This is a genomic window from Pseudomonadota bacterium (assembly GCA_016195085.1).
Lineage (GTDB): Bacteria > Pseudomonadota > Alphaproteobacteria > SHVZ01 > SHVZ01 > JACQAG01.
Genome location: JACQAG010000026.1, coordinates 91102 through 103390 on the forward strand (window position 1 = coordinate 91102; position 12289 = coordinate 103390).

At 67.5% G+C, this 12289-nt stretch carries 11 protein-coding genes; 4 read left to right on the forward strand and 7 right to left on the reverse strand.

Features of this window, described 5'->3' with window-relative positions; translation table 11 throughout:
- Positions 1-57: 57 nt before the first annotated feature.
- Together typA and HY058_08070 are read right to left on the reverse strand one after the other, a co-directional pair.
- Positions 58-1881 (reverse strand): translational GTPase TypA, encoded by a 1824-nt coding sequence (gene typA / locus HY058_08065; GenBank protein ID MBI3497245.1) that lies wholly within the window; start codon positions 1879-1881, stop codon positions 58-60.
- Between the two features lie 176 nt (positions 1882-2057).
- Complete coding sequence (locus tag HY058_08070; GenBank protein ID MBI3497246.1) at positions 2058-3320, reverse strand: pentapeptide repeat-containing protein; 1263 nt, start codon at positions 3318-3320, stop codon at positions 2058-2060.
- A 298-nt stretch (positions 3321-3618) separates the two neighbouring features.
- Here HY058_08070 and HY058_08075 point away from each other — a divergent pair, with 298 nt between their 5' ends.
- The 4 genes from HY058_08075 to HY058_08090 all read left to right on the forward strand — a co-directional run bounded on the left by HY058_08075 (position 3619) and on the right by HY058_08090 (position 6507).
- On the forward strand, positions 3619-4545 hold the full coding sequence (locus tag HY058_08075) for a histone deacetylase family protein (GenBank protein ID MBI3497247.1): 927 nt from the start codon (positions 3619-3621) through the stop codon (positions 4543-4545).
- Between the two features lie 67 nt (positions 4546-4612).
- The gene (locus HY058_08080; GenBank protein ID MBI3497248.1) at positions 4613-4864 is read left to right on the forward strand and encodes an exodeoxyribonuclease VII small subunit; all 252 of its coding nucleotides are present in this window, start codon (positions 4613-4615) and stop codon (positions 4862-4864) included.
- 11 nt (positions 4865-4875) lie between these two features.
- Positions 4876-5763, forward strand: a complete 888-nt coding sequence (locus tag HY058_08085; protein MBI3497249.1) for a polyprenyl synthetase family protein — start codon at positions 4876-4878, stop codon at positions 5761-5763.
- Positions 5764-6507: a TlyA family RNA methyltransferase gene (locus tag HY058_08090; GenBank protein ID MBI3497250.1), complete on the forward strand. Its 744-nt coding sequence runs from the start codon at positions 5764-5766 to the stop codon at positions 6505-6507.
- On the opposite strand, the gene sppA is transcribed toward HY058_08090, so the two are convergent.
- The 5 genes from sppA to HY058_08115 form a co-directional block, all read right to left on the reverse strand.
- Positions 6504-8267 (reverse strand): signal peptide peptidase SppA, encoded by a 1764-nt coding sequence (gene sppA, locus HY058_08095; protein ID MBI3497251.1) that lies wholly within the window; start codon positions 8265-8267, stop codon positions 6504-6506. The genes HY058_08090 and sppA overlap by 4 nt on opposite strands.
- Before the next feature lie 51 nt (positions 8268-8318).
- Positions 8319-9317 carry a hypothetical protein gene (locus HY058_08100; GenBank protein MBI3497252.1) on the reverse strand — a complete coding sequence of 333 codons (999 nt, stop codon included), beginning with the start codon at positions 9315-9317 and terminating at the stop codon, positions 8319-8321.
- Positions 9308-10378, reverse strand: a complete 1071-nt coding sequence (gene aroC, locus HY058_08105) for a chorismate synthase (GenBank protein MBI3497253.1) — start codon at positions 10376-10378, stop codon at positions 9308-9310. Before aroC ends, HY058_08100 begins: the two co-directional genes overlap by 10 nt.
- Position 10379: 1 nt before the next feature.
- Positions 10380-11192 carry an enoyl-ACP reductase FabI gene (gene fabI / locus HY058_08110; GenBank protein ID MBI3497254.1) on the reverse strand — a complete coding sequence of 271 codons (813 nt, stop codon included), beginning with the start codon at positions 11190-11192 and terminating at the stop codon, positions 10380-10382.
- Between the two features lie 128 nt (positions 11193-11320).
- The gene (locus tag HY058_08115; GenBank protein MBI3497255.1) at positions 11321-12268 is read right to left on the reverse strand and encodes a J domain-containing protein; all 948 of its coding nucleotides are present in this window, start codon (positions 12266-12268) and stop codon (positions 11321-11323) included.
- Between the last annotated feature and the right edge of the window lie 21 nt (positions 12269-12289).

Here is a 12289-nt window from a genome sequence, read left to right on the forward strand (position 1 = left end):
CCATCCTTAAGATGCGGGCGATTGTGGTAGCAGATCGCCGCCTCGGAGGGAACGACCTCAGCTCGCTTCGGCCCGGCGGGCCTCGCGCTTGCGGTCATTGGGATCCATGATGCGTTTCCTCAGCCGGATCGATTTGGGCGTCACCTCGACCAGCTCGTCGTCCTGGATATAGGCGATCGCCTCCTCCAGCGGCAGCTTGCGCGCCGGCGTCAGCAGCACGTTGTCGTCCTTGCCGGCGGCGCGGATATTGGTCAGCTTCTTGGCTCTGAGCGCGTTCACGTCCAGATCCTGGCTCTTGGCGTGCTCGCCGATGATCATTCCCTGGTAGACGCGGGCACCCGGCTCGATGAACATGAAGCCGCGATCCTCCAGGTTCCACAGGGCGTAGGCGACCGCCTCGCCTTCGGCATGGGCGATCAGCACCCCCTGCCGGCGCCCCGCGATCGGGCCGCGATAGGCGGCATAGCCGTGAAACAGCCGGTTCATGACCCCGGTGCCGCGGGTATCGGTCAGGAATTGGCCGTGATAGCCGATGAGCCCGCGCGACGGGCAGTGGAACACCATGCGGGTCTTGCCGGTGCCGGCCGGCCGCATGTCCCGAAGCTCGCCCCGGCGCTCGGAGAGCTTCTCGACCACGATCCCGGTGTAGGGGTCGTCGACGTCGATCACCACCTCCTCGATCGGCTCCAGCCGCTCGCCGGTGCCGGGGTCGGTCTTGAACAGGACGCGGGGGCGGCTGATCGACACCTCGAAGCCTTCGCGCCGCATGGTCTCGATCAGCACGCCCAGCTGCAGCTCGCCGCGGCCCGCCACCTCGAATGCGTCCTTGTCCTCGGTCTCGCTGACCCGGATCGCCACATTGCCTTCGGACTCGCGCATGAGACGCTCGCGAATGACCCGGCTCGTGACCTTGTCGCCCTCTTGGCCGGCGATCGGGGAGTCGTTCACCGAAAAGGTCATGGCCAGGGTCGGTGGATCGACCGGGTTGGCCTGGATCGGCTGGCTCACCTCCGGATCGCAGAGCGTGTCGGCGACCGTCGTCCGGCTCAAGCCAGCGACCGCAATGATGTCGCCGGCCTCCGCCTGATCCAAGGGAATGCGCTCCAGCCCGCGGAAGGCCAAGAGCTTCGAGACGCGGGCTTGCTCCACCAGCTTGCCTTCGCGGTCGATCGCCTTGATCGACATGTTCGGCTTCGCCACGCCGCTGAAGATGCGTCCGGTGAGCACGCGGCCGAGATAGGGGTCGTATTCGAGGGTGGTGGCCAGCATGGTGAATGCCCCCGAGACGTCGCCCGACGGTGGCGGCACGTGGCTCACGACCAGATTGAAAAGCGGGGTCAAGCTCTCGCGCGGGCCCTCGGGAAGCTCGGCCGCCCAGCCGTCGCGCCCGGAGGCGAAGAGGGTGGGGAAGTCGAGCTGGTCGTCGTTGGCGCCGAGCGCGGTGAAGAGGTCGAAGATTTCGTCATGCACTTCATGCGCGCGCGCATCGGAGCGATCGACCTTGTTGACCACGACAATGGGCCGCAAGCCCAGCTGGAGCGCCTTGCCGGTCACGAATTTGGTCTGCGGCAGCACGCCTTCGGCGGCATCGACCAATATCAGCACACCGTCCACCATGCTGAGGATGCGCTCGACCTCGCCGCCAAAATCTACGTGGCCGGGGGTATCCACGATATTGATGCGCGTGCCCTGCCAGAGCACCGAGGTGCATTTGGCGAGGATGGTGATGCCGCGCTCGCGCTCGAGTTCGTTGCGGTCCATCGCCCGCTCGGCCACCTGTTGGTTGGCGCGGAAGGTGCCGCTTTGGCGCAGCAGCGCGTCGACGAGCGTCGTCTTGCCGTGGTCGACATGGGCGATGATCGCGATATTGCGGAGCTGCATGCAATTCCTAGGATCTAAGACGAGGCTGAGAGGAGCCGCGGCCGGCGGCCTTCACGGCTGCGGTCGTCGCCTTGAGCTTGCCACGAAGGGAAACCCCGGGCGGTCCCTTACCAGCCCCGTCTCGGCTGGGCAAGAGATGCGCACGAACGGCTCGATAGTCAATAACTAGCTGATAATCAGCTGGCGGCCTCGTCGTCCAGGCTGAAGGCCGCGCCGTCCTTGATCACCTTGTCCATCTTGGTATCGGTGAGGTTGGTATCGAGCAGGTTGGCCTTGGTCAGATTCGCTCCCGACAGGTCGGCGTGGCTCAGATTGGCGAAGCGGAGATTGGCACCGGTGAGATTGGCCTTGGCCAGCTTGACCCCGGTCAGGTTGGCGGGCCAGCGCCGCCCCGTGGGCTTGCCGTGGCCGTCCTTGAGGTCGACCGCACCGACGATGGCTCCTACGAGGTTGCACCCGGTCATGTCGGCATCGGCGAGATTGACCCCATCCAGCGTGGCCCCGCTGAAGTCCGTTTCCTTGAGCGAGGTGCCCGAAAGGTCGGACATGACCAGGAGTGACTTCGACAGCTTGGCGCCGTCGAGGATCGAGCCATGCAAATCGGCGCCCGAAAGGTTGACCTCCGACAGGTCGATATAGCTCAAATCCGCCTTGACCAGGGTGGCGCGGGAGCCGCGCCTGCCGTCGGTGCGGATCCAGTCGTAGTGATTGGCCAGCACCTCGCGGATGTCGGGGGGCAGCGAATCCTCGCTGCGGACGATGTTGGCGCCGGTCATGTCGGCCTGGGAGAGGTCGACGCCTTCGAGCTTGGCACCGTTGAGGTCCGCATGCTTGAGAACCGCATTGGCGATGACTGCGCCGGCGAGATTGGCCCCCTTGAGCGAGGCCCCGGTCAAATCGGCATCGACCAGGACCACCCCTTTCAGATTGGCTCCCGCCAGGTTGGCACCCCTGAGATTGCAGCCGGTGAGGTTGGCGCCGGAGAGATTGGCGCCCGACAGGTTGCAGTCGCTCAGCTCGGAATGTGCCATGTCGGCGCCATCGGGGTTCGCGATGCGGAACTTCGCCGCCTCGTCGGCGCTGTCCGGTCCGGCGGAGAAGAGCGTCCCGCCGCGGAAATCAGCGCCTTTGAGCGAGGAGCCGGTGAAATTGACCTCCCGCAGCCGCGAGCCGCGCATATCGGCATTGTCGAGCTTGGCCTTGCGGATCGCCGCGCCCTCGAGATTGACGCAGAAGAGGTCGGCGTTCTCGAGGTTGGCGCTATCCAGTACGGCGCGATGCAGATTGGCCCCGGACAGCTTCGCCTGGCGCAGGTTCATGCCGGCAAAGGTCACGCCCGCCAGATTCCGTAGGGAGAGATCCGCCCTCACGCCGCCTTGTTTGCGCTTCAGCCAGAGGTCGTGGCGATTGATTGCCTCGAGTATTTCACGCGGCGTCATGGCTTGACTTGTCGATGTTGCCCGATAAGCGGCGGCTACGGACGCCTACGCTCCCCAGTACCGCAAGTATACCTGCGGTTGCCTGCCAAACGCGCATGTTTTTTGGGCGAGTTAATGACCTGTCCTTCCGCCGTCTCAACCCGTGAGGGACCCTAACGGCAGGCGGTTACCTCGGGCTTGACCGGCATCCGAGGGCTGATCCGGGCCGGCCCTCGGCCTTGTCTCTAGCGCTGCCGGCCTCTACCTATGGCTCCACCGCTCGCTTTCTCTCGACCTCTTGCATCAATCGGGCTCCGCCATGACGACGCGCCTTTACACGCATCCGGCCTGCATCGAGCACAATCCCGGCCGCATGCACCCCGAACGGCCGGCCCGGCTGCAAGCGATCCTGGCGGCCTTGGACGCGCCGCCTTTCGCCCGGCTGGCGCGCCGGGAGGCGCCGCTTGGCACGGTCGAGCAGATCGCCCGCAATCATCCCGAACCGTTCGTGCGCGCGGCGCTGGCGGCCGTGCCGAAAAGCGGGCTCGTCGATCTCGGCGACGAGGTTCTGTTGTCGCCCGGCTCCGGCGAGGCGGCGCTGCGGGCGGTGGGTGCCGTTTGCGCGGCGATCGACGCCGTCATCGCGGGCGAGGCGAGCAACGCCTTTTGTGCGGTGCGGCCGCCGGGCCACCACGCCGAGCCGCTGGGGCCGATGGGATTCTGCCTCTTCAACAACGTCGCCATCGGCGCCCAGCATGCCCGCGCCGTGCACGGGCTCGAACGCGTGGCCGTGGTCGACTTCGATGTCCACCACGGCAATGGCACCCAAGCCGCCTTCGAGCGCGACCCGAACCTCTTCTATGCCTCGACCCATGAATGGCCGCTCTATCCGGGCACGGGTGCCGCCAGCGAGCGCGGTGTCGGCAATATCTGGAACGCGCCCTTGGCGCCGGGCTCGGGATCTCAGGAGTTTCGCGCTGCCTTCAGCGAGCGCATTCTGCCGGCTCTTCAAGCCTTTGGTCCCGAGCTGATTCTGATTTCGGCCGGCTTCGATGCCCATGCCGACGATCCCCTGGCCTCGCTCCGGCTGCGGGAGGAGGACTACGCCTGGGTCACCCATGAGCTTTGCCGCCTCGCCGCGGCGACCGCCTCCGGCCGCGTCGTCTCGGCCCTGGAGGGCGGCTACGACCTCGAGGCCTTGGCGGCCTCCACGGCCGCCCATGTCGAGGCCTTGATGGCGCATTGACCGGCAATCACCCCGGGCCGCCCTTGTAACCTTGTTTCGCGCTCCGCGCCTGCCTATAACAGCGCCCATGGCCGCCCCCGCGATCCCCGCCGACATCCAGAAGCTGAGCTTCGAGGACGCGCTCGCCGAGCTGGAGCAGATCGTCAAGCGGCTGGAGGAGGGCAAGGCCAAGCTGGACGAAGCCATCGTCTCCTACGAGCGCGGCGCCCTCTTGAAGCTCCATTGCGAGAAGAAGCTCAGGGAAGCGCAGATGAAGGTCGAGCAGATCACCCTGGGCGCGGATGGCAGTGTGGGCGTGAAACCGCTGGATCAGGGCTGAACCGCCGACCCATGGCTTCTCTGCAGACAGCGATGGCCGAAGCCAAGGAAGCGGTCGAAGCGGCGATGGACCGGCTGTTGCCGCCGGTCATCGGTCCCGAGGCGATCCTGCATGAAGCCACGCGCTACGCCACCTTGGGCGGCGGCAAGCGCTTGCGGCCGCTCTTGGTCATGCATTCGGCCGGGCTGTTCGGCGTGGCCGAGAGCTGCAAGCACCGGACGGCGGCGGCGGTGGAGTTCCTGCACTGCTACTCGCTCATCCATGACGACCTGCCGGCCATGGACAACAGCGATCTCCGCCACGGCCGGGCGACGGTCCACAAGAAATTCGATGAGGCGACCGCGATCCTCGCCGGCGACGGGCTGCTGACCATGGCCTTTGAGGTGCTGAGCCATCCCGATACCCATTCCGACCCGTTGGTGCGCTCCGAGCTGGTGCGCGAGCTGGCCGAGGCGGCGGGTCCCAGAGGCATGGTCGGCGGGCAGATGCTCGACCTCTTGGCCGAGCACCAGACCTTCGACATCCCGGCGATCACCAGGCTGCAGCGCATGAAGACCGGTGCCATCTTCCAATTCGCCTGTATCGCCGGGGCAATCCTGGGCAAGGCCGCGGGGCCGCTGCGCCAGGCGCTCGCCGCCTATGCCCAGAGCCTGGGCTTGGCGTTTCAGATTGCCGACGACCTCTTGGACGCCGAGGGCAGCGCCGCCGAGCTCGGCAAGCCCACCGGCCAGGATGCCACCGCCGGCAAGGCGACCTTCGTGTCGATCCTCGGTGTGGAGCGGGCGCGCGCCCAAGCCCGTCTCTTGGCCGACCAGGCGATCGAGCATCTGCAGCCCTTTGCCGAGAAGGCGGACACGCTCCGCGCGGTTGCCCGCTTCGTCGTCGAGCGCCGCGCCTGATTGCCCAAGCTCCGCCTGGACGAGCTCCTGGTCGAGCGCGGCCTGGCTGAGAACCGCACCCGCGCCCAAGCGCTGATCCTGGCGGGACTCGTCTTCGACCGCGCCGGACACCGCCTGGACAAGCCCGGCCGCGCCCTTGCCGAAGATGCCGAGATCGAGGTCCGCGGCAAGGATCACCCCTGGGTCTCGCGCGGCGGCGTCAAGCTTGCCCACGGCCTCGAGCATTTCTGCATCGAGCCCATGGGCCTGGTCGCCCTCGACATTGGCGCATCGACCGGCGGCTTCACCGACGTGCTGCTGACCCATGGAGCCGCCAAGGTCTATGCGATCGATGTCGGGCGCGGCCAGCTCGCCTGGAAGCTGCGCGGAGACAAGCGGGTCGTCGTGCGCGAGCGCATCAATGCCCGCAACTTGACGCGCGAGCACGTGCCGGAGCCCGTGGACCTTGTCGTCTGCGATGCGAGCTTCATCTCGCTCGAAATCGTGCTGCCCGCAGCACTGGCGCTGACGCGGCCCCAAGCGAAGCTGGTGGCGCTGATCAAGCCGCAATTCGAGGTGGGACCGGAGAATGTCGGCAAGGGCGGGGTGGTGCGCGACCCGGCGCTGCATGAGGCGGTCTGTCGCCGCATCGCCGACTGGCTCGGCCGGCAGCCGGGTTGGCGGGTTCTGGGCGTGAGCGAGAGCCCGATCCTCGGGCCCGAGGGCAACCGGGAATTTCTGATCGCGGCCGAGCGGGCCGCTTAGGGCAAGGCGAGCGGTGGCATGGCGAGGCCGGCGCCGCCGGCCTTCGTCAGCAGGTGCCGGAGCCAGCCGAGCAAGGCTCGATCGGCGGCAAGCGGGAGGCGCAAGGATTCCTGCAGATCGGCGTCGAGCAGCGCATCGACGATGTCCCACAGCCGCCGCGGCCGCGGGAACTCCTCGACAGTGATCGGCGCATCGGCAGCGAGCCCGGCCGCCTCGCGCGCGAGGCTGAGCGCGGCCCGGTAGCCGCCATAGCCGTCGATCAGCCCGAGCGCCTTCGCATCCTCTCCGGTCCATACCCGACCACGGGCGGAGGCGTCGATCTGCTCCGCCGAGAGCCCGCGCGCAGCCGCGACCTTGCCGGTGAAATCCTTGTAGATGCGATCGAGCTGGGCTTCCAGGCGAGCCCGCTCCGCCTCGGTGAAGGCGCGGGTGGCGCTCCACATGCCGACATGGGCGCCGGCCTCCACGGAGTCGACGGCCACGCCCAGATCGCGCATGAAGTCGCTCGCCACGAACTTGCCGCCGAACACGCCGATGGAGCCGGTGAGCGTGCCGGGCTCAGCCAGAATGCGGGTGGCGCCCATGGCGACGAAATAGCCGCCGGACGCGGCGACGTCGCCGAGGCTGGCGATCACCGGCTTCTTCTGCCGCGCCGCCTCGACTTCGTGCCAGACCGTGTCGGAGCCGACATAGGAGCCGCCGGGGCTGTCGATGCGGAGCACGATGGCGCGCACGTCGGAGTCCGCGGCAGCTGCCGCAATGGCGCGCGCCACCGCGTCGGCGCGCATCTGACGCCCGAACACCGCCGTCTCGCCGCTGCCGGGCGCGCGCACGATCGTGCCGCGGCCGTGGATGACGGCGATCGTCGGTCCGCGTTCGTGTGGTCGCCCGGCGCGCTTCAGGTAGCGCTCCAGCGTCATCAGCTCCGCCCCCGGGCCGGCGCGCTTGCGGGCTTCCGCCGTCGCTTCGCCGCGATAGCCCAAATGGTCAACGAGCTTCGCCCCCAGCGCCTCGTCGGCTCCCAAGGGGGCGCGATCGATCAGCCCGCGCACCGCCGGCTCGCCGAGGCCCCGCGCGCCGGCGATGTCGCGGCTGAGTTGCTTGAACCAGCCATCGACCAACGTCTGCAAGTTCTGCCGGACGGGCGCGCTCATGGCCTCCGCCGTGAAGGTCTCGACCGCGCCCTTGTACTCATAGCGGCCGCCGAACTCCGCGTGCACGCCCAGCCGGTCGAGCGCGCCCTTGAGGAAGAATGACTGGAGCGCCACGCCGGTGAGGCCGAGATCGCCCGAGGGCTGCAGCCAGATGTCGTGGGCGGCACTGGCGATGTAGTAGGGCGCGCTCGGCTCTTCATAGGTGTCGGCATAGGCCAGCACGAACTTGCCGGCATTCTGGAACCGGCCGACCGCATCCCTCAGCTCCTGCGCTTCGCCCATGCCGGCGCTGGCTCCGCTCACATCGAGAAAGAGGCCTGCCACCCGGTCGTCCTGCTCGGCTCGCTCGAGGGCTTCCACTATGTCTTCGAGGCTGAGCTGGCGGAGCGGCAGGAAGCGCGACAAGCTGCCCACATCCTCCGATCCCAGTGCTGCATCGGGGCGCATCGAGAGGACCATGCGGCTCGGCAGGCGATTGTCGCCGACGGTGGAGACCCAGAGATAAAGCAGGCCGGCGGCGGCACCGAGGCAGACGACGACGGCGCCGACAAAGGCGAACAACAGCACCATGAGTCGCCTGAGGAAACGGCCGAGCAATCTCAACATCCCTGATTGCTCCTGGGGGGAGTTGCGGTGGTACCCGGAGCACCGACAGCGCTATTCATGGGCAAGAGCCGCCGGGCTCCGATCCCCGAACCATTGCACGACATGACGAAACACCTCGCTCATCCCCTCCGGCGGGCGCTGGCCCGGCAGGTCGAGGGAGTGGTTCGAGCCGTAGCGCCGCTCGACGGTCGGATTGCGTCCGGCGGCCAGGAGGCCGGCGTGCAGCACCTCTGAAGACTCGAGCGGCACTGCCGTATCCTCGGTCCCGTAGGCGAGATATATGCCGGCTCGGCTCGCCTGCAACTCCTCCAAGCTCGAGACCGCGAGAAAGGACGACCAGCGTCGATAAGGATGTCCCCAAGCCCAGCGATCGACCGCATCGGGATCCCCGGAGATCTTATTAGCCTCGGCAAGAACCTCTGCCGCTCCTGCCTCGCCGCGCCGCCGGCGCGCCTCGAGGAGGAGGTCGAAGAGCTGGCTCGGCCCGGACCCGGCGAGGAGGGCGATGCCGGTGATCGCCGGATCGAGCCGTGACAAATGCGCGGCGGCCACGGCCCCCTCCGAATGGCCGATGACCAGCGTCTGCGTCGAATCCACGCCCGGCATCGCACGGGCCGCGGCGAGCGCCGCTGCCAGCGCCGCCGTCCATCGCTCCAGCGTGTGCTCGCGCAGGAATTCTGGTCCGCAGCCGACGGCGGTGCCGCCCCGCGGCGTCGGATCGAAGGCCACGGCACCCGGCTTCTCGACCACGAGAACGCGCAGACGATCGGCGACCACAGCGAGCAGCGGACCTTGGTAGCCTGCCGTCACGCGACCCTCGGGAGTGCGACGGAAGGAGGGCGCGCAACCGGAGCCCGGCACGAAGAGGACAAGGGGCCGCGCCGGACCGCTCGCTTCCGACAGGTAGAAGACGATGGCGCGGCCGAGCGCGTCCGTCGTTTCGAATTGTCGGAAGCGTGTGCCGGCAACGAGATCGCCGGCGGAAGCCGGCGCCGGCAGCAGCCACAAGCCGGCGGCAAGAAGGAGAGGGACGGCCGGCCTCAGCCGCATTGCGCCCGCTGGCGCATGAGATGGTCGGCCAAGACGATCGCCAGCATCGCCTCGCCGACCGGGACGGCGCGAATGCCCACGCAGGGATCGTGCCTGCCCTTGGTGCTGATCTCGGTGTCGCACCCTTGGATGTCGACGGTGCGCCTGGGCGTCAGGATCGAGCTCGTCGGCTTGACGGCAAAGCGCACGACGATGTCCTGGCCGGAGGAGATGCCGCCCAAGATGCCGCCGGCATTGTTGGAGAGAAACGCCACATGGCGACCGCGCATCCGCATCTCATCGGCGTTCTCCTCGCCGGTGAGCTCGGCCGCTGCCATGCCGGCACCGATCTCCACGCCCTTGACCGCGTTGATGCTCATCATCGCTTTGGCGAGATCGGCATCGAGCTTGTCGTAGATCGGATCGCCGAGGCCGGCCGGCACGCCCGAGGCGATGACCTCGACCACCGCGCCCACCGACGATCCGGCCTTGCGCACCTCCTCGAGATAGCCCTGCCAGCGCTGTGCGGCGACCATGTCGGGGCACCAGAAGGGATTGCGCTGGGTCTCCTCCCAGTCCCAGCGCCCGCGATCCACCGGATCCTTGCCGATTTGGATGAGCGCGCCGCGGATCGAGACCCCGTCGCCCAGGACCTTGCGGGCGATGGCGCCGGCCGCCACCCGCATCGCCGTCTCCCTGGCCGAGGCCCGCCCGCCGCCGCGATAGTCTCTGACGCCGTATTTCTTCCAATAGGTGTAGTCGGCGTGGCCGGGGCGGAACTTGTCCTTGATGTCGCCGTAGTCCTTCGAGCGCTGGTCCTCGTTCTCGATGAGGAGGCTGATCGGCGTGCCCGAGGTCAGCCCTTCGAACACGCCTGAGAGGATCCGCACCCGGTCGAGCTCGCGGCGCTGGCTGGTAAAGCGCGACTGACCCGGCCGCCGCCTGTCGAGATAAACCTGGATATCCGCCTCGGCGAGCGGGAGTCGGGGCGGCACGCCGTCGACCACGCAGCCGAGGGACGGGCCGTGGCTTTCGCCCCAGGTGGTGAAGCGGAAGGCTTGGCCGAAGCTGTTGCCTGCCATGTCACACGACGGCGATGTCGGGCGCGTCCACCGCCTTCATGCCGACCACGTGATAGCCGCAGTCGACGTGGTGGATCTCGCCGGTGACGCCCGAGGAGAGGTCGCTCAGGAAATAGAGGCCAGCGCCGCCCACATCCTCGATGGTGACGTTGCGCTTCAAGGGTGCGTTGTATTGGTTCCATTTGAGGATATAGGGAAAATCGCCGATCCCCGAGGACGCAAGGGTCCTGATCGGGCCGGCGGAAATCGCATTGACGCGAATGTTCTGGCCGCCGAGATCGACGGCAAGGTATCGCACGCTCGCTTCCAGCGCCGCCTTGGCGACGCCCATCAGATTGTAGTGCGGCATCACCCGCTCGGCGCCGAAATAGGAGAGCGTCAACAGGCTACCGCCCGCAGTCATCAAGGGCGCGGCGCGGCGGCACATCTCGGTGAAGGAATAGCAGGAGATATCGAGGCTCCGCGCAAAGTTTTCCCGCTTGGTATCGACATAGCGGCCCTTGAGCTCGCTCGGATCGGCAAAGCCGATGGCGTGGACGGCGAAGTCGAGCCGTCCCCAGCGCTTGGCGATTTCAGCGTACAGCGCATCGAGGCTCGCTTCGTTGGTGACGTCGCAATCTTTGACGAAGTCGCTATTGAGCCTCTCCGCGAGCGGCTTGACGCGCTTGCCGTACGCATCGCCCTGATGGGTGAAGGCGAGCTCCGCACCTTGACCGTGCACGGCCTTGGCGATGCCCCAGGCGAGCGAACGGTCATTGGCCACACCCATGATCAGGCCGCGCTTGCCCGTCATCAATCCATTCGGAGATGCCATTCCATCCTCATTCGGTGCCGGGCGACGGTGAGTGGCCAAGACCTGCGCGCAAGGTTGCAGAGGGAGCAGGGGGCAGCATCCTACACGACCGGCCCTTGAGCCGGCAAAACCTTGCCACTACTGGGCTGCTACTGATCCAATCCCGCCCGCTTGCGCGGCTCGTAGGCTCGCGGCTTCCAGCGCTCGAGGAATTTCTCCAGCTCCGGATCGGAGGGCTCGGGGACCATCAGCTTGAGGTGGACATACTGGTCGCCGACGAGGCTGCCCTTGGCATCGCTGAAACCCTTGCCCTTGAGGCGGAGCATGGTTCCGCCATTCGAGCCCTTGGGGATGCGCAGGGTGACCTTGCCCGAGAGCGTGGGCACGGTGACGGCGGCTCCCAGCACCGCTTCCGCCAAGCTCACCGGCAGGTGCAAGTGGAGGTCCTTGCCCTTGCGCTCGAACAGCGGGTGCGGCTCGACCGCAATGTCGATGAAGGCGTCGCCCGGCTCGCCGCCGGCGATGCCGGCGCGGCCCTGGCCCTTGAGACGCATTTGCTGGCCGTCTTCGGTGCCGGCCGGGACCACCAGCTCGACGGTCTTGCCGTCGGGCAGCGCCACCCGTTTCTTCACTCCGCGCGCGGCCTCCAGGAAGGCGATGGTGAGCGGCACCTTGACATCGGCGCCCCGCTGCGGCTGGGCGCTGTCGGTCCCACCCCGGCCAAACGGGCCGCCCTTGCGTTCGCCGCGGCGGCCGCGGGTGGCCGTGCGGATGAATTCCTCGAACAGATCCTCGGTCTCGACCCCGCCGGCGGCGGATTCGAACGGGGCGCGGCCGCGGCCGGCGCGCGAGCGCCAGAAGCCGCCGCGCTGCTCGGCTCCTGAGGCATCGATCTCGCCACGGTCGAACCGGCCGCGCTTTCCTGGATCCGAAAGCAGATCATAAGCGGCCGTTATATCTTTGAATTGCCGTTCGATTTCCGGTTTTCCCGGATTCAGGTCAGGGTGCATCTTCTTGGCCAGTCGCCGATAGGCGGATTTGATCTCGTCCTGGCTAGAGCTGCGCGTCAGTCCAAGTACCTGATAGGGGTCGCGCATGCTCACGCCCCGGCCTCCCAT

Bases quoted from the DNA above. Each gene is read 5' to 3' on its own strand.
- typA (MBI3497245.1), bottom strand. From the start codon at position 1,881: ATGCAGCTCCGCAATATCGCGATCATCGCCCATGTCGACCACGGCAAG.
- HY058_08070 (MBI3497246.1), bottom strand. From the start codon at position 3,320: ATGACGCCGCGTGAAATACTCGAGGCAATCAATCGCCACGACCTCTGG.
- HY058_08075 (MBI3497247.1), top strand. From the start codon at position 3,619: ATGACGACGCGCCTTTACACGCATCCGGCCTGCATCGAGCACAATCCC.
- HY058_08080 (MBI3497248.1), top strand. From the start codon at position 4,613: ATGGCCGCCCCCGCGATCCCCGCCGACATCCAGAAGCTGAGCTTCGAG.
- HY058_08085 (MBI3497249.1), top strand. From the start codon at position 4,876: ATGGCTTCTCTGCAGACAGCGATGGCCGAAGCCAAGGAAGCGGTCGAA.
- sppA (MBI3497251.1), bottom strand. From the start codon at position 8,267: ATGTTGAGATTGCTCGGCCGTTTCCTCAGGCGACTCATGGTGCTGTTG.
- HY058_08100 (MBI3497252.1), bottom strand. From the start codon at position 9,317: ATGCGGCTGAGGCCGGCCGTCCCTCTCCTTCTTGCCGCCGGCTTGTGG.
- aroC (MBI3497253.1), bottom strand. From the start codon at position 10,378: ATGGCAGGCAACAGCTTCGGCCAAGCCTTCCGCTTCACCACCTGGGGC.
- fabI (MBI3497254.1), bottom strand. From the start codon at position 11,192: ATGGCATCTCCGAATGGATTGATGACGGGCAAGCGCGGCCTGATCATG.
- HY058_08115 (MBI3497255.1), bottom strand. From the start codon at position 12,268: ATGCGCGACCCCTATCAGGTACTTGGACTGACGCGCAGCTCTAGCCAG.